Annotated in this window: 14 protein-coding genes; 10 read left to right on the plus strand and 4 right to left on the minus strand. The window is 64.7% G+C overall.

Annotated features, from left to right (window positions below; all coding sequences use genetic code 11):
- Positions 1 to 114 precede the first annotated feature (114 nt).
- Positions 115 to 483 (minus strand): hypothetical protein, encoded by a 369-nt coding sequence (locus OKW37_RS21330; RefSeq protein ID WP_260330594.1) that lies wholly within the window; start codon positions 481 to 483, stop codon positions 115 to 117.
- A 268-nt stretch (positions 484 to 751) separates the two neighbouring features.
- Between OKW37_RS21330 and ychF the strand changes: the two genes are divergently transcribed.
- From ychF to OKW37_RS21365, 7 genes are all read left to right on the plus strand, one after another.
- Entirely contained in the window at positions 752 to 1,846 is a 1,095-nt protein-coding gene (gene ychF / locus OKW37_RS21335) for a redox-regulated ATPase YchF (protein ID WP_429509910.1), read from the plus strand.
- Positions 1,847 to 2,566: 720 nt separating this feature from the next.
- On the plus strand, positions 2,567 to 3,892 hold the full coding sequence (ugpB, locus tag OKW37_RS21340) for a sn-glycerol-3-phosphate ABC transporter substrate-binding protein UgpB (protein ID WP_090802032.1): 1,326 nt from the start codon (positions 2,567 to 2,569) through the stop codon (positions 3,890 to 3,892).
- Between the two features lie 72 nt (positions 3,893 to 3,964).
- A complete protein-coding gene (gene ugpA / locus OKW37_RS21345; RefSeq protein WP_429356216.1) occupies positions 3,965 to 4,849 on the plus strand; it encodes a sn-glycerol-3-phosphate ABC transporter permease UgpA in 885 nt (294 codons plus the stop codon).
- Positions 4,846 to 5,691, plus strand: a complete 846-nt coding sequence (gene ugpE, locus OKW37_RS21350; RefSeq protein WP_429362858.1) for a sn-glycerol-3-phosphate ABC transporter permease UgpE — start codon at positions 4,846 to 4,848, stop codon at positions 5,689 to 5,691. Before ugpA ends, ugpE begins: the two co-directional genes overlap by 4 nt.
- A gap of 50 nt (positions 5,692 to 5,741) precedes the next feature.
- Complete coding sequence (locus tag OKW37_RS21355) at positions 5,742 to 6,830, plus strand: sn-glycerol-3-phosphate import ATP-binding protein UgpC (RefSeq protein ID WP_429408199.1); 1,089 nt, start codon at positions 5,742 to 5,744, stop codon at positions 6,828 to 6,830.
- A 231-nt stretch (positions 6,831 to 7,061) separates the two neighbouring features.
- Positions 7,062 to 8,726, plus strand: coding sequence for an energy-dependent translational throttle protein EttA (ettA, locus tag OKW37_RS21360; protein ID WP_184035945.1), 1,665 nt, complete (start codon positions 7,062 to 7,064; stop codon positions 8,724 to 8,726).
- Between the two features lie 156 nt (positions 8,727 to 8,882).
- On the plus strand, positions 8,883 to 10,007 hold the full coding sequence (locus tag OKW37_RS21365; RefSeq protein ID WP_429408197.1) for a DUF748 domain-containing protein: 1,125 nt from the start codon (positions 8,883 to 8,885) through the stop codon (positions 10,005 to 10,007).
- A 14-nt stretch (positions 10,008 to 10,021) separates the two neighbouring features.
- Here the strand turns inward: OKW37_RS21365 and OKW37_RS21370 are convergent, their stop codons facing one another.
- From OKW37_RS21370 to OKW37_RS21380, 3 genes are read right to left on the minus strand one after another with little or no spacing between them, the layout of a single operon-like run.
- Positions 10,022 to 10,645, minus strand: coding sequence for an HAD family hydrolase (locus OKW37_RS21370; protein ID WP_090802041.1), 624 nt, complete (start codon positions 10,643 to 10,645; stop codon positions 10,022 to 10,024).
- 33 nt (positions 10,646 to 10,678) lie between these two features.
- The gene (locus OKW37_RS21375; RefSeq protein WP_429408195.1) at positions 10,679 to 12,493 is read right to left on the minus strand and encodes an aminopeptidase P family protein; all 1,815 of its coding nucleotides are present in this window, start codon (positions 12,491 to 12,493) and stop codon (positions 10,679 to 10,681) included.
- A gap of 18 nt (positions 12,494 to 12,511) precedes the next feature.
- Positions 12,512 to 12,790: a hypothetical protein gene (locus OKW37_RS21380; protein ID WP_429335374.1), complete on the minus strand. Its 279-nt coding sequence runs from the start codon at positions 12,788 to 12,790 to the stop codon at positions 12,512 to 12,514.
- Positions 12,791 to 13,019: 229 nt separating this feature from the next.
- Between OKW37_RS21380 and OKW37_RS21385 the strand changes: the two genes are divergently transcribed.
- The 3 genes from OKW37_RS21385 (at position 13,020) to prfA (ending at position 16,300) form a co-directional block, all read left to right on the plus strand.
- Entirely contained in the window at positions 13,020 to 13,730 is a 711-nt protein-coding gene (locus OKW37_RS21385) for a response regulator transcription factor (RefSeq protein WP_429408192.1), read from the plus strand.
- A gap of 79 nt (positions 13,731 to 13,809) precedes the next feature.
- Positions 13,810 to 15,096: a glutamyl-tRNA reductase gene (gene hemA / locus OKW37_RS21390; RefSeq protein WP_090802047.1), complete on the plus strand. Its 1,287-nt coding sequence runs from the start codon at positions 13,810 to 13,812 to the stop codon at positions 15,094 to 15,096.
- 121 nt (positions 15,097 to 15,217) lie between these two features.
- Positions 15,218 to 16,300: a peptide chain release factor 1 gene (gene prfA / locus OKW37_RS21395; RefSeq protein ID WP_429408188.1), complete on the plus strand. Its 1,083-nt coding sequence runs from the start codon at positions 15,218 to 15,220 to the stop codon at positions 16,298 to 16,300.
- The last annotated feature ends 4 nt before the right edge of the window (positions 16,301 to 16,304 follow it).

A 16,304-nucleotide genomic window follows, 5' to 3' on the forward strand; every position in this document is an offset into this window, starting at 1 on the left:
GGCCGGGACTGTGCGAGTCTGATGCCGGCCGCTCGCGCAACCCGCACTTCATGCGTTGGCGGCCACGCGCATGTGAGTCCCGGGCCGGTGGCCGCGCGACCTCGATGCGTCGTGCTAATGCGTCGCGGCGCTTGCCGCGAGCGCCGCGTTCGCCTCGCGCATGCGCATGAAGTCGCGATTGGACGAGAGGTTGCGCCACGCGGCCGCCTCGAGCTCCGCCTTGCGATCGCGCTGATCGCTGCGTACCGCGCAGTCGGGGAACACGCGGTCGAACACGCGCCATAGCGAGTCGTAGTCGTTCTTATCGGCGAACCGCGCGATGTCGGCGTGATCTTCGTGCGACAGGTGGGTCGTCAAACAATCGATGGTCTGCCGGTCCGTGGTGGCCTGCGCTTCGTCGAAATTCGGCGCGACCCATGTCGCGACCGAGCCCACCACGACCGCGGCGGCGACGCCGATCCCAACCCATCTGATGAGTCCCACGTTGCTCCCCCGGAAATTGAGCGCTGCCGACTCTGAACTGACGATTCTACAGTGGCTTCGCGCCAATGCGCCGCCGGGTCCGCGCGGGCGAACGGGTTACAATTGCGCTTTCCGTGAAAACTCGCACTCAATCGTCGAGCCAACGCCCCGATTCGGTGTCTTGTCCGCTCCGCTGAGCCTGCCGCGCCCCACCTCACGCGAAGGCTTTCCGAATCCGCGCGCAGCGTCGAGCGCATCACGCAACCTACTGATTCACTGAAGGATTTCCATGAGCCTCAAATGCGGCATCGTCGGCCTGCCCAACGTCGGCAAGTCCACCCTGTTCAACGCGCTGACCAAGGCGGGAATCGCCGCCGAAAACTATCCGTTCTGCACGATCGAGCCGAACGTCGGCATCGTCGAGGTGCCGGACGCGCGGCTGAAGGCGCTCGCCGAAATCGTCAAGCCGGAGCGCATCCTGCCGGCCGTGGTCGAGTTTGTCGACATCGCCGGTCTGGTGGCCGGCGCGAGCAAGGGCGAGGGCCTCGGCAACCAGTTCCTCGCGAATATCCGCGAAACCGACGCGATCACGCACGTCGTACGCTGCTTCGAAGACGACAACGTGATTCACGTCGCGAACAAGATCGATCCGCTGTCGGACATCGAGGTGATCAACACCGAGCTCGCGCTTGCCGACCTCGCCACCGTCGAGAAGTCGCTCGCGCGCTATTCCAAGGCGGCCAAGTCGGGTAACGACAAGGAAGCCGCGAAGAACGCGGCGGTGCTGGAGAAGGTCCGCGCGCAGCTCGACCAGGCGAAGCCGGTCCGCGCGCTCGATCTGACCGATGAAGAAAAGGCCACGCTCAAGCCGTTCTGCCTGATCACCGCCAAGCCGACGATGTACGTCGCCAACGTGAAGGAAAACGGCTTCGAGAACAACCCGCACCTCGACGCGATCACGAAGTTCGCGGCTGCTGAAGGCGCGCCGGTCGTGGCCGTGTGCGCGGCGGTCGAAGCGGAAATCGCCGACCTCGACGAAGCCGACATGGAAGTCTTCCTCGCCGACATGGGCATGCATGAGCCGGGCTTGAACCGCGTGATCCGCGCGGGCTTCAAGCTGCTCGGCCTGCAGACCTACTTCACGGCCGGCGTGAAGGAAGTGCGCGCGTGGACGATCCACGTCGGCGATACGGCGCCGAAGGCGGCCGGCGCGATCCACACCGACTTCGAGCGCGGCTTCATCCGCGCGCAGACGATCAGCTTCGACGACTACATCACCTACAAGGGTGAACAAGGCGCGAAGGAAGCCGGCAAGATGCGCGCGGAAGGCAAGGAGTACGTCGTGCATGATGGCGACGTGATGAACTTTTTGTTCAACGTCTAAGCGCGAAGCAGCGCAAACTGCGCTGCGCGCTTAAGGCCCGCGAACCCTCAGGGGTTGCGGGCTTTTTTGTTTGCGCGCTACGACCTCCGCAACGCGTCGAGACAACGGGCCTTGATGTGCGGATTTGCAGTCGTGACCGCCGAAACAGCGTGCAACGCTTTGGCCTTGTAGTTTTTCGGCGCATCGTCAATAAACGGAATGCCGCACACACGCGATACCGCGAGAATGTGACTGTCGCCTTCGACAGGGTCTACGACCTTCAGCACAGTTGCGGGATTTCTCGGCAACGCACAGGCAAGAGCGATTCCCAAACCTTCCGCGTTCGCGCCGTCGGCCCCTATGGCCAGGCTACGCGGATGACTCTAGCTGTCGCCATGCATGAAGAAGGCGTCCCTGCCGAAAGTGTGCGTTCCCGGATTAGGCGTCAATGGCATGCCGAAAGCTCCGACATGATGGGAATGCCTTGGCGACCCAATCGTGTACGAACCTTCAGGTATCGGCCCGACCGATCGGACGTGTTGCATGAGGCGATTGCTTTTGCCCGCGCCGTGGCCCGAGTTGCATCACCCGTGATCTTTCCGAATAGATTCCCGTTTATTTCCTTTCCGTGACAGCCAATGCTAAATTTCGGCTTCCGGCGCGCCGCCGCCGGAATGTCATCGAACACAACTAGAATCGCGCGATTCGCGTCCGCGCCCCTTCCGAACCGGAGACAAATCGATGAATTACAAGCCGCTGTTCCGTTCACTTTCCGTCGCCGCTGTATTGAGCATCGGCGTCAGCCAGGCGGCTCACGCCGCGACCGAAATCCAGTTCTGGCACGCCATGGAAGCCGCACTGGGTGAACGTCTGAACGACATCGCGAACGACTTCAACAAATCGCAAAACGACTACAAGATCGTGCCCGTGTTCAAGGGCACCTACGACCAGACCCTCGCCGCCGGCATCGCCGCCTATCGCAGCGGCAATGCGCCGGCCATCCTGCAGGTCTACGAGGTCGGCACCGCGACGATGATGCAGGCGAAGAAAGCCATCGTCCCGGTCACGCAGGTATTCAAGGACGCGGGCCTGCCGCTCGATCAGAAAGCCTTCGTGCCGACCATCGCGAGCTATTACAGCGACTCGAAAACCGGCGAACTGATCTCGATGCCGTTCAACAGCTCGACGCCGGTGCTGTACTACAACAAGGATGCGTTCAAGAAGGCTGGCCTCGATCCCAACCAGCCGCCGAAGACCTGGGCCGAGTTGCACACCGATGCGCAGAAGCTGAAGGCCTCGGGCATGTCGTGCGGCTACTCGTCGGGCTGGCAAAGCTGGATTCAGCTCGAGAACTACAGCGCGTGGCATGCGGCGCCGTTCGCGTCGCGTAACAACGGCTTCGACGGCATGGACGCGCAGCTCGAATTCAACAAGCCGCTGCAGGTCGCGCACATCCAGTTCCTGCAGAACATGGCGAAGGACGGCACGTTCACCTATGTCGGCCGCAAGGACGAACCGGTGTCGAAGTTCTATAGCGGCGACTGCGGCATCATCACGAACTCGTCAGGCTCGCTCGCGACGATCAAGAAATACGCGAAGTTCAACTTCGGCACCGGCATGATGCCGTACGACGACAGCGTGAAGGGCGCGCCGCAGAACGCGATCATCGGCGGGGCGAGCCTGTGGGTGCTGTCGGGCAAGGACCCGGCCGTCTACAAGGGCGTCGCGAAGTTCCTCGCCTATCTGGCCACGGCGCCAGTCGCCGCGAAGTGGCATCAGGACACCGGCTATCTGCCGATCACGACCGCCGCGTATGACCTGACGCGCCAGCAGGGCTTCTACGACAAGAACCCCGGCAGCGACACCGCGATCCGCCAGATGCTGAACAAGCCGCCGCTGCCGTTCACGAAGGGTCTGCGTCTGGGCAACATGCCGCAGATCCGCACCGTGATCGACGAAGAACTCGAGCAGGTGTGGGCGGACAAGAAGACGCCGCAACAGGCGCTCGACTCGTCCGTCGCGCGCGGCGACGACCTGCTGCGCCGCTTCGAAAAGGCCAGCAACTAAGCATCGCCTGCAGGCAGGGTTCCGGCGCTCCTGCGCGGGAACCCGTCGTTGCAGCACACTCTGGACATTCCGATGGAAAAGCGCTCCTACTTCGGCACCAGCGTGCTGCCCTACCTGCTCGTCGCGCCGCAGCTGCTCATCACGCTCGTGTTCTTCCTCTGGCCGGCGGGCGTCGCGCTCTGGCAATCGACGCAAACACAGGACGCGTTCGGTACGTCGAGCGCGTTCGTCGGACTCGCGAACTTCAAACAGTTGTTCGCCGACCCGCTGTATCTGGCGTCGTTCAACACGACAATCGTGTTCTGCACGCTCGTCACCGTGTCGGGCCTCGTGATCTCGCTGTTGCTCGCGGTCTGCGCGGATCGCGTGACGCGCGGCGCTAAGGCCTATCAAACGCTGCTGATCTGGCCGTACGCGGTCGCGCCCGCGATCGCCGCGGTGCTGTGGTCGTTCCTGTTCAACCCGAGCATCGGCCTCGTCACGTATGCGCTCGCGAAACACGGCATCGTGTGGAATCACGCGCTGAACCCCGGTCAGGCGATGTTCCTCGTCGTGCTCGCGTCGGTCTGGCAGCAGATCAGCTATAACTTCCTGTTCTTCTATGCGGGCCTGCAGGCGATTCCGCGCTCGCTGATCGAAGCGGCCGCGATCGACGGCGCCGGTCCGGTGCGCCGCTTCTTCGGCATCGCCCTGCCGCTGCTGTCGCCGACCACGTTCTTTCTGCTGGTGATCAACATCACCTACGCGTTCTTCGACACCTTTCCCGTGATCGACGCGGCGACCGGCGGCGGCCCCGGCCAGGCCACCCGCACGCTGATCTACAAGATTTTCGCCGAAGGCTTCCAGGGGCTCGACATCGGCAGTTCGGGCGCGCAGTCGGTCGTGCTGATGATCATCGTCGTGGCACTGACCGTCGTGCAATTCCGCTTCATCGAACGCAGGGTTCAATACTCATGATCGAGAACCGACGCGGTTTCGACCTGTTCTGTCACGCGGTGCTGATCATCGGCGTCGTGCTGGTGGTGTTTCCGGTGTACGTCGCGTTCTGCGCGGCGACGATGAGCGAGCACGAGGTGTTCACGGTGCCGCTGTCGCTCGTGCCGAGCACGCATCTGTTCGAGAACATCGTCACGATCTGGACGCAGGGCACCGGCAACGCCGCGGCGCCGTTCAATCGCATGCTGGTCAACAGCCTCGTGATGGCGCTCGTCATCGCGATCGGCAAGATCGCCGTGTCGATGATCTCCGCGTACGCGATCGTCTACTTCCGCTTTCCGTTTCGCACGCTCGCGTTCTGGCTGATCTTCATCACGCTGATGCTGCCGGTCGAAGTGCGGATTTTCCCGACCGTGCAGGTGGTGTCGTCGATGCATCTGAGCAATACATATACCGGTTTGACGCTGCCTTTGATCGCGTCGGCGACCGCGACGTTCCTGTTCCGCCAGTTCTTCAAGACGCTGCCGGACGAGCTGATGGAAGCCGCGCGCATCGACGGCGCGGGCGCGCTGCGCTTCTTCTGGGACGTCGTGCTGCCGCTGTCGCGGACCACGATGGCGGCGCTCTTCGTGATCACGTTCATCTACGGCTGGAACCAGTATCTGTGGCCGATCCTGATCACCAGCCAGCAGTCGCTGATCACCGCGGTGATCGGCATCAAGGGAATGATCGCCTCGGGCGATACCGCGACCGAATGGCATCTGGTGATGACGGCCACGCTGCTCGCGATGCTGCCGCCGCTCGCCGTCGTGCTGACGATGCAGCGCTGGTTCGTGCGCGGCCTCGTGGATTCGGAAAAATGATCCGGTATGGCGGACTGCGACAAGCACTCAAAATCAAAGGCTAGAACGGCATGGCTGCACTGACTCTGCAAAGCGTTAAGAAAACCTACGACGGCAAACAGTTCGTGTTGCACGGCATCGACGTCGACGTCGCCGACGGCGAATTCGTCGTCATGGTCGGCCCGTCCGGCTGCGGCAAATCGACCTTGCTGCGGATGGTCGCCGGGCTCGAGCGCATCTCCGACGGCAGCATTTCGATCGCCGGCAAGGTCGTCAACGAGCTGGAGCCGAAGGATCGCAACATCGCGATGGTGTTCCAGAACTACGCGCTGTATCCGCATATGAGCGTGGCCGAGAACATGGGTTACGCGCTGAAGATCGCGCGCGTCGATCGTGCGCAGATCGCGAAACGCGTCGAAGCCGCCGCGCAGATTCTCGAGCTCGGCGCGCTGCTGCAGCGCAAGCCGCGCGAGTTGTCGGGCGGGCAGCGGCAGCGCGTCGCGATGGGCCGCGCGATCGTGCGCGAGCCGGCGGTGTTTCTGTTCGACGAGCCGCTGTCGAATCTCGACGCGCGTTTGCGCGTGCAGATGCGCCTCGAAATCCAGCGCCTGCATGCGCGCCTCAAGACCACGAGTCTGTACGTCACGCACGATCAGATCGAAGCGATGACGCTGGCGCAGCGCGTGATCGTGATGAACCAGGGCCACGCCGAGCAGATCGGCGCGCCGACCGAAGTCTACGAGCGGCCGGCCACGGTGTTCGTCGCGAGCTTCATCGGCTCGCCGGGGATGAACCTGCTCGAAGGCCGTGTCGCGGACGACGGCTCGACCTTCGACGTCGCCGGCAACGGCCCGAAGCTGCCGCTCGCGGGCGTGCCGTCGATCGGCCGCGAAGTCGCGACAGGCCGCGAGTGGACGCTCGGCATTCGCCCCGAGCATTTGAGCCCGGGCACGGCCAACGCACCGTTCGCGACACTGAGCGTCGATTCTTGCGAAATTCTCGGCGCGGACAATCTCGCGCACGGCCGCTGGGGCAAGCACGATGTGACCGCGCGGCTGCCTCACGCGCATCGTCCCGCGGCCGGCGAGGCGCTGCAGGTCGTGCTGCCCGCGCAGCATCTGCACTTCTTCGATCCGGAGACTGGACGGCGCGCGAACTGAGACGCCCGCGGCGCGACGCGACGGCGGCCCGCCGCCGGCCCCCCTTGCCGCCCGGCCCTCGGCGCGAAGTACAATGCCACCTGAACCACATGCCGCGCGCGGCAGCGTCGTCGAATCCGACGCCGCGCCGGCCGGCGCCGGGTGTTCCGCCCGGCCCTCACACCGACTACCCATTCACCCCCGACTGCCCGCCCGCACGCGGCCGGCGTCGTCAACGTCTACTGCAAGCTAATGGCCCAATACGTTTTCACCATGAACCGGGTCGGCAAAATCGTGCCGCCCAAGCGCCAGATCCTGAAAGACATTTCGCTTTCGTTCTTCCCCGGCGCGAAGATCGGCCTGCTCGGCCTGAACGGCTCGGGCAAGTCGACCCTGATCCGCATCATGGCCGGTGTGGACACCGAGATCGAAGGCGAAGCGACACCGATGCCGAACCTGAACATCGGCTATCTGCCGCAGGAGCCGCAACTCGATCCGCAGAAAACCGTGCGTGAAGCGGTCGAGGAAGGCCTCGGCGACGTATTCAAAGCGCAGAAGAAGCTCGACGAAATCTACGCGGCCTACGCGGAGCCGGACGCCGACTTCGACGCGCTGGCCGCCGAGCAGGCGAAGTACGAAGCGATCCTCGCAACGACCGACGGCAGCGCCGAGCAGCAGATCGAAATCGCCGCCGACGCACTGCGCCTGCCGGCATGGGACGCGAAGATCGAGCATCTGTCGGGCGGCGAAAAGCGCCGCGTGGCGCTGTGCAAGCTGCTGCTGCAAAAGCCCGACATGCTGCTGCTCGACGAGCCGACCAACCACCTCGACGCGGAATCGGTCGAATGGCTCGAGCAGTTCCTGACGCGCTTCCCGGGTACCGTGGTCGCCGTCACGCACGATCGGTACTTCCTCGACAACGCCGCCGAGTGGATTCTCGAACTCGACCGCGGCCACGGCATTCCGTGGAAGGGCAACTACAGCAGCTGGCTCGATCAGAAGGAAGAGCGTCTGAAGCAGGAAGAAGCGTCGGAGTCCGCGCGCCAGAAGGCGATCAAGAAGGAACTCGAGTGGGTGCGCCAGAACCCGAAGGGCCGCCAGGCGAAGTCGAAGGCGCGTATCGCGCGCTTCGAGGAACTGAACAGCCAGGACTACCAGAAGCGCAACGAAACGCAGGAAATCTTCATTCCGGTCGGCGACCGCCTCGGCAATGAAGTGATCGAGTTCAAGAACGTCAGCAAGTCGTACGGCGACCGGCTGCTGCTCGATAACGTCAGCTTCAAGATCCCGGCCGGCGCGATCGTCGGCATCATCGGTCCGAACGGCGCCGGCAAGTCGACGCTGTTCCGGATGCTGACCGGTCGCGAGCAACCGGATTCGGGCGAAATCGTGCAGGGTCCGACCGTCAAGCTCGCGTACGTGGACCAGAGCCGCGAAGCGCTCGCAGGCACCAAGACCGTGTTCGAGGAAATCTCGGGCGGCGCGGACGTGCTGACGGTCGGCAAGTACGAAACACCATCGCGCGCGTATATCGGCCGCTTCAATTTCAAGGGCGGCGACCAGCAGAAGATCGTCGGCAATCTGTCCGGCGGCGAGCGCGGTCGTCTGCATCTGGCGAAGACGCTGATCGCGGGCGGCAACGTTCTGCTGCTCGACGAACCGTCGAACGACCTCGACGTCGAAACGCTGCGCGCGCTCGAAGACGCGCTGCTCGAATTCGCGGGCTCGGTGCTCGTGATTTCGCACGATCGCTGGTTCCTCGATCGCATCGCGACGCATATCCTCGCGTTCGAAGGCGACTCGCAAGTCACGTTCTTCGACGGCAACTACCAGGAATACGAAGCGGACAAGCGCGCGCGTCTCGGCGAGGAAGGCGCGCGGCCGAAGCGCCTGCGCTACAAGCCGATCTCGCGTTAAGAAGCGGGCGGACGACGGCCCGTCTGGCGCGATGCCGGACGGGCCGCGGGGCATGCGCGTTGCTAACCGTCGCTAGATGGAGGCGCGCGTGAAAGTCTCGCGCACGCGACAGACGGTCAACACAGCGCCGCGCGACGCGGCAACGAGGAGACAGGCATGGCGATGTCGAAGGGCAGGCGCTGGATCGTCATCGTGGGCGGAACGCTTTTGGCGTTGGTTCTGATCGCGATCGGCGCGATGCAATTCGCGCAACAGGAAGTCAAGAATCGCGTCAGCGCGGCGCTCGGGCCGCTCGGCAGCGCCGACAGTATCGACGTCGGCCTCACCTCGGTACACCTCACCCACGTCGTGCTAAAAGCGCCGCCTGACTGGCCAGCGGGTGAACCGCTACGCGCCGACGAAATCACGATCACCCCGGACGTGCGCGATCTGATCGCGCGGCGCATGCATATCCGCGAGGTCGTCGTGCGCGGCTTCGACATGGCCGTGTTACGCACGAAGGACGGCTCGCTGAATCTGCTGCCGAACCTGCGCGAATCGCTGAACCGCGGCGATCAGCCGGGCAACGCCGGCACGGCGCCGCCGATCCCGCGCGAAAAGCTGGTCGACCATATCCGCTTCGAACACGGCAACTTCCATTTCTACGACATGACTGTCGGGCCGCCGCCGTTCAAGGTCACGGTCAGCAACGCGAACGCGAGCGTCGACCATCTGCATCTGCCGGCGCTTACCGAACCGACCCATGTCAGCGTTCGCGGCTCGATGAAGGGGCCGGCGCATACGGGCACCGTGACGTTCGACGGCTGGATCAAAATCGCCAGCCGCGATTCGCAGACGACGAGCACGCTGCACGGCGTCGATATTGCGATGCTCGATCCGTATCTGCTGAAGAAGGCCGGCACGCGCTCACAGGTGACGGGCGGCACCGTCGATCTGACGATCGAATCGACGGTGCGGAACTATCATCTCCATGCGCCCGGCACGGTGACGGTCCACAATCTGCAGCTCGCCGAATCCGACAATCCGCTCGAGACGTTCATGTCGATTCCGACCCGCGCCGCCGTCGCGGCGCTGAAGACGCATAACGGCAATGTCACGCTGCATTTCGTGCTCGACGGCGATCTGCGCGATCCGAAGTTCTCGGTGCGCGAAGGGATCCTCGCGCGCATCGGCGCGGGGTTTGCGCAGGCGCTCGGGGTCAGCGTCGAAGGCGTCGCGAAGGGTGCGGGCGAGACCGTCAAGGGTCTCGGCAATGCGCTGAAGAATCTGCTGGGGCAGTAGCGGCGGCGGTCAGCTCAAACCGGCAAGCCCAACTCGCGCAGCTTGGCTTCCGTTTGCGCCGCGCTCGTGTGATGCACGCCGTGCCAGCCGAGCGCCTTCGCGGCTTCGGCGTTCTTCGCGTTGTCGTCGATGAAGACGAGTTCGGCCGGCTCGACACCGGGCATTTGCAGTTCGATGCGCCGGCGCATCTCCGCGAAGATCGCCGGGTCGGGCTTCACGAGTTTCACGCGCCCCGACACGACGACGTCGCGAAACCGCCGCAGCACCGGATAGTGCTCCCACGCGTACGGAAACGTCTCGGCCGACCAGTTGGTCAGCCCGAAGAGCGGCACCTCGGCCGCTTCGAGCTTTTCCATCAGCGCGATGCCGTCGTCGAGCACACCCGCCACCATCTGGTGCCAGCGCTCATAGAACGCGCGGATCAGCGGTTCGTGATCGGGAAACCGCGCGATCAGCTCGTCGGTGGCTTCGACGATCGGCTGACCGCCATCCTGGCGGATCACCCAGTCCATCGAGCAGACGTGCGTGAGGAACCAGCGGCGCTCGAGTTCGTCGGGAATCAGCTCGCGGTACAGGTACTCGGGACTCCAGTCGATCAGCACACCGCCGAAATCGAACACCACTGCCTTGATCGCCATGCACCTCGCTCCTTTGGAAGGTCGCCGCTATGCTCAGATGGGTTGCGTGCGCAGTTCCAGCCACGCTTTCGCGTCGCCCGATACATGCGGCGCGAGGCGCGCGCGCACCGTCTCGTGATACGCGTTGAGCCACGCGCGCTCGTCGTCGCGCAGCAGCGACAGCTCGATGCAGCGCGCGTCGATCGGGCACAGCGTCAGCGTTTCGAACTTCAGGAAGTCGCCGAATTCGGTTTTTTCCGCGGCCACGTTCAGCACGAGGTTTTCGATTCGCACGCCCCACTTGCCCGACCGATACAGACCCGGCTCGTTCGACGTGATCATGCCCTCCTCCATCGCGGTCCACGGTTCGGCCGGTGCGTAGTGCGAGATCACCTGCGGGCCTTCGTGCACGTTCAGGAAGTAGCCGACCCCGTGACCGGTGCCGTGGCCATAGTCGGCGCCGGCCTGCCAGATCGGTGCGCGCGCGATCGCGTCGAGCATCGGCGAGCGGATGCCGCGCGGGAATTGCGCGCGTGACAGCGCGATCATGCCCTTCAGCACGACGGTGAAATCGCGGCGCTGTTCGCTGCTCGGCGTGCCGACCGGGACGACGCGTGTAATGTCGGTCGTGCCGCTCAGATACTGGCCACCCGAATCGATCAGCAGCAGGCCGTTGCCTTCGATCACCGCATGCGACTCCTCGGTCGCGCGATAGTGCGGCATCGCACCGTTCGCATTGAAGCCCGCGATCGTCGCGAAGCTCAGCGACACGAAGCCGGGACGGCGCGCGCGAGCTGCCGTCAGACGCTCGTCGATCGTCAGCTCGGTGATGCGCTCGCGGCCGAGCGCGCTTTCGAACCACGCGAAGAATTCGGCGAGCGCGGCGCCGTCCTGCTCCATCGTCTCACGCACGTGCGCGGCATCGGCGGCGGTCTTGCACGACTTCAGGAAAGTGGACGGATTGACCGCCTCGACCACCTTGACCGACGACGGCACCGCCTGCAGCGAGCCGTACGTGATGCGGCGCGGATCGATTAGCAGCGTGCTGCCGGCTGGCAGCGCAGCAAGCGCGTCGGCGGTTTTCGCGTACGGCTCGACGCTGATGCCGTCGCGCACGAGCACTTCGGCGAGCGCCGGCGACACCTTGCCGTCGGCGATAAATAGCGACGCCCGATCCACGCCGATCAGCGCGTGCGCGACGAACACCGGGTTGTAGCTGACGTCGGCGCCGCGCAGATTCAGCAGCCAGGCGAGGTCGTCGAGCGTCGAGATGAAGTGCCACTGCGCGCCTTTCTCGACCATCGCGCGACGCACCTGCGCAAGCTTGTCCGCACGTGTGACGCCCGCTTGCGGCGCGGCGTGCTCGAAGACGGCGTCGGCGGGCAGCGCCGGGCGCTGCGCCCAGATCGCGTCGAACAGGTCGAGGTCGGTGCGCAATTGCACGCCGCGCGCGTTCAGTGCGGCGCTCAACGCGCGCGCGGCCGCGACGCCCAGCACCGCGCCGTCCACACCGACCGTGCCGCCGCTCGCGACGTTCTGCGCGAGCCATTCGAAATGCGGCGTCGTGAGCTGGCCGCCAGTCATCTTCATCAGCTCGACACCGCTGCCGGCGAGCTGCGCACTTGCCTGCTCCCAGTAGCGGCTGTCGGTCCAGACGCCGGCGAAATCGGCGGTGACGATCAGCGTGCCGGCCGAGCCGGTGAAGCCCGACAGCCACTGGCGGCCTTGCCAGCGCCCTGGCAGATACTCGGACAGATGCGGATCCGCCGACGGCACGAGGTAAGCGGCAATGCCCTCGCGCGCCATCGCGGCGCGCAGGCTCGCGAGGCGCTCGGGAATGGAGGAGGTTTCGGGAAGTCGGGCGTTCATGGAGTTACCTGCAAGGATTCATCGACGGATTGACCGGCGCGTTGATTGACGCGACAAGAGGCCGACTGTCACGGCGACGGCGACGAGCGCGACGGCGGTGCATACCGGCCATTCGAGCATGTCGCCGTCATGGAAGAGACTTGTCACATTGCCGGCCATCCGCGCGACGCTCGTGCCGAGCACACCGGCCAACAGCGCGGCCCACCAGCGGGCGCGGCTCGCGCGGCGCTGCGGATGCAACCACCAGCCCGCGAGGCCGATCACCGCGCCGAGTACGAGAATGCCTGGCCAACCCATCAGGCGTCGACTCCAGACTGGGCGCTCAAACACGGCAAGATCAATTTCGGATTCGTCTCATAGGCGAAAGGAGCCGCCAACGCTAGCATTTTTGCCTCCTCAACTATACAAGTTCAGCACGGCGCTTTCCGCATAGCGGTTGAGTTTAGGGATCGGGGTGTGCTTAGGCAAGTTGTAAGTCTGACGAAAACGCCTCATGCTTCGCCCGTTGCCAGGCTGACGCAGCGCCATGCGCATCGCCCTTATCGAACCCGACGTGCAACACGCCAAGCTGGTCGACCGGCTCATTTTCGCTGGCGGCCACGTGTGCCAGCACTTCACCACTAGCGCCACCTTCCTGCAGCGCGCTACCGACGAATTTTTCGACCTGTTGATCACCGAAAGTTGGGCCGGCGACCATTGCGCCGAAGACGTGATCCCGCGCGCGCGCTCCATTCTGCCGGGCCTGCCCATCATGATGCTGCTGAGCGCACCGCGCGAATGCCAGATCGTCGCCGCGCTGCATGCCGGCGCCGACGACTGTCTCAGCAAGCCAGTGCGCGGCCCCGAAATGCTCGCGCGTGTCGAGGCGCTGCAGCGCCGTGCGGGCCTGCGGCGGCCGCCCAACCGTCGACGCGAGGTGATCGGCGGCTATACGTTCGACGCGGCGAATTTGGCCGTGACATTCCGCGACCTGACCGTGATCCTGACGCCGAAGGAATTCCGCCTCGCGCTGGTGCTGTTCAACAATCTCGCGCGGCCGGTGTCGCGCGCGCATATTCTCGAAACCGTGTGGGCCCGCCGCCGTGACGTAAATTCGCGCACCATCGACACCCACGCGTCGCGCGTGCGCAGCAAGTTGCAACTGCGCCCGGAGCTTGGCTACACGCTGACGCCGGTCTATGGTTACGGTTACCAGCTCGACGCGATCCCGCCGGAGAGCCCGACAGGCGCGAACTGACGCATGCGGGATATATGGCGGGCAGAATGTGAGTATCGTGGAAACGCTATAATATAAGGCTGAACGATAGCTCCCCCAAATGCAGCTTCTAACGATCGGAATCAACCATCACACTGCGCCTGTCGCCTTGCGCGAACGCGTGGCGTTTCCGCTCGAACAGATAAAGCCCGCTCTGGATACGTTCAAAGGCATCTGGCTGGGCCACATGGCCCCCAACGCGCCCGAGGCGGCAATTCTGTCCACCTGCAACCGCACCGAACTCTACTGCGCGACCGACGACCTCGCCGCGCGCGAAGCCTCGGTGCAGTGGCTGTCGAAGTACCACAACCTCCCGATCGATGAACTCGCGCCGCACGTCTATGCGCTGCCGCAGTCCGAAGCCGTGCGCCATGCGTTCCGCGTCGCGTCGGGGCTCGATTCGATGGTGCTCGGCGAAACGCAGATCGTCGGACAAATGAAGGACGCGGTGCGCACCGCCTCCGAAGCCGGCGCCCTCGGCACCTACCTGAATCAGCTATTCCAGCGCACCTTCGCCGTCGCGAAGGAAGTGCGCAGCACCACCGAGATCGGCGCGCAGTCGGTGTCGATGGCCGCCGCCGCGGTACGCCTCGCCCAACGCATTTTCGACAAGATCGCGAACCAGCGCGTGCTGTTCATCGGTGCTGGCGAAATGATCGAGCTTTGCGCGACGCACTTCGCGGCGCAGCATCCGCGGGAACTCGTCGTCGCGAACCGAACCGCCGAGCGCGGCATGCGGCTCGCCGAGCGCTTCAACGGCCGCGCCATTCCGCTCTCCGAGCTCCCCGCGCGGATGCACGAATTCGACATCATCGTGTCGTGCACGGCGTCCACGTTGCCGATCATCGGTCTTGGCGCGGTCGAGCGCGCGGTCAAGGCGCGCCGTCACCGGCCGATTTTCATGGTCGACCTCGCGGTGCCGCGTGACATCGAACCCGAAGCCGGCCAGCTCGAAGACGTGTTCCTGTACACCGTCGACGACCTCGGCGCGATCGTCCGCGAAGGCAATGCGTCGCGCCAGGCCGCGGTCGCGCAGGCCGAAGCGATCATCGAAACGCGCGTGCAGAACTTCATGCAGTGGCTTGATGCGCGCAGCATCGTGCCGGTGATCCGCCACATGCACACGCAGGCCGACACGCTGCGCCGCGCAGAGGTCGAACGCGCGCAGAAAATGCTCGCGCGCGGCGACGATCCGGCCGCAGTCCTCGAGGCACTGTCGCAATCGCTCACCAACAAGCTGATCCATGGTCCTACGCACGCGCTGAATCGCGCGAGCACCGACAACCGCGACAAGCTGATCGAGCTGATGAGCGGCTTCTACAAACACCCCGGCTCTACCGAGCGTTAGCGGCGCAGTGCTCGCCGCACCCCCGCGCGCCACCGCCGTGGCTCGCGAAGTGCTTCCGCCCCGGGCACTCGCCCGTTCCCCTGGCCGCATCCATTCCGGAGTCCGCTCCGCTACCCGCCCGATGAAAACGAGCATGCAACGCAAGCTCGACCAGCTGACCACCCGGCTGGCCGAACTGAACGACCTGTTGAGCCGCGAGGACATCACCGCCAACCTCGACCAGTACCGCAAGCTGACGCGCGAACACGCGGAGCTCGACCCGGTCGTCGAGCATTACGGGCTGTGGCGCCGGGCGCAGAACGACGCCGCCACCGCGCAGGAACTGCTCGCCGACACGTCGATGCGCGATTTCGCCGAAGAGGAAATCCGCGCAGCACGCGATCGTATGGAGACGCTCGGCGTCGAACTGCAGAAAATGCTGCTGCCGAGAGACCCGAACGACGAGCGCAACATTTTCCTCGAAATCCGCGCGGGCACCGGCGGCGACGAATCCGCACTGTTCGCGGGCGATCTGCTGCGCATGTATCTGCGCTATGCCGAGCGCAACCGCTGGCAGGTCGAGATGATGTCGGCGAGCGAATCGGACCTCGGGGGCTATCGCGAAGTGATCGTGCGAATTGCCGGCGATGCCGCGTATTCGAAGCTGAAGTTCGAGTCGGGCGGGCATCGCGTGCAGCGCGTGCCGGCCACCGAAACGCAGGGCCGCATCCATACCTCGGCGTGCACGGTCGCGGTGATGCCGGAAGCGGACGAGATCGGCGAAGTCGAGATCAATCCGGCCGATCTGCGTATCGACACGTTCCGCGCGTCGGGCGCGGGCGGCCAGCACATCAACAAGACCGACTCGGCGGTGCGCGTCACGCACTTGCCGACGGGCATCGTCGTCGAATGTCAGGACGACCGCTCGCAGCACAAGAACAAGGATCGCGCGCTGAAGGTGCTCGCCGCGCGCATCAAGGACAAGCAGGCCCACGAGCAGCAGGCGAAGGAAGCGGCGACGCGCAAGAACCTGATCGGCTCGGGCGACCGTTCGGAGCGCATCCGCACGTACAACTTCCCGCAGGGGCGCCTCACCGATCACCGCATCAACCTGACGCTGTATCGCCTCGACGCGATCATGGACGGCGATCTCGAAGAACTGATCGCGGCGCTCGTCAGCGAGCATCAGGCCGAACTGCTGGCTTCGCTCGGCGACGCGGACTAACGCC

Origin of the sequence: Paraburkholderia sp. MM5482-R2, from assembly GCF_050436125.1 — a bacterium.
GTDB classification, from domain to species: Bacteria; Pseudomonadota; Gammaproteobacteria; order Burkholderiales; family Burkholderiaceae; genus Paraburkholderia; species Paraburkholderia tuberum.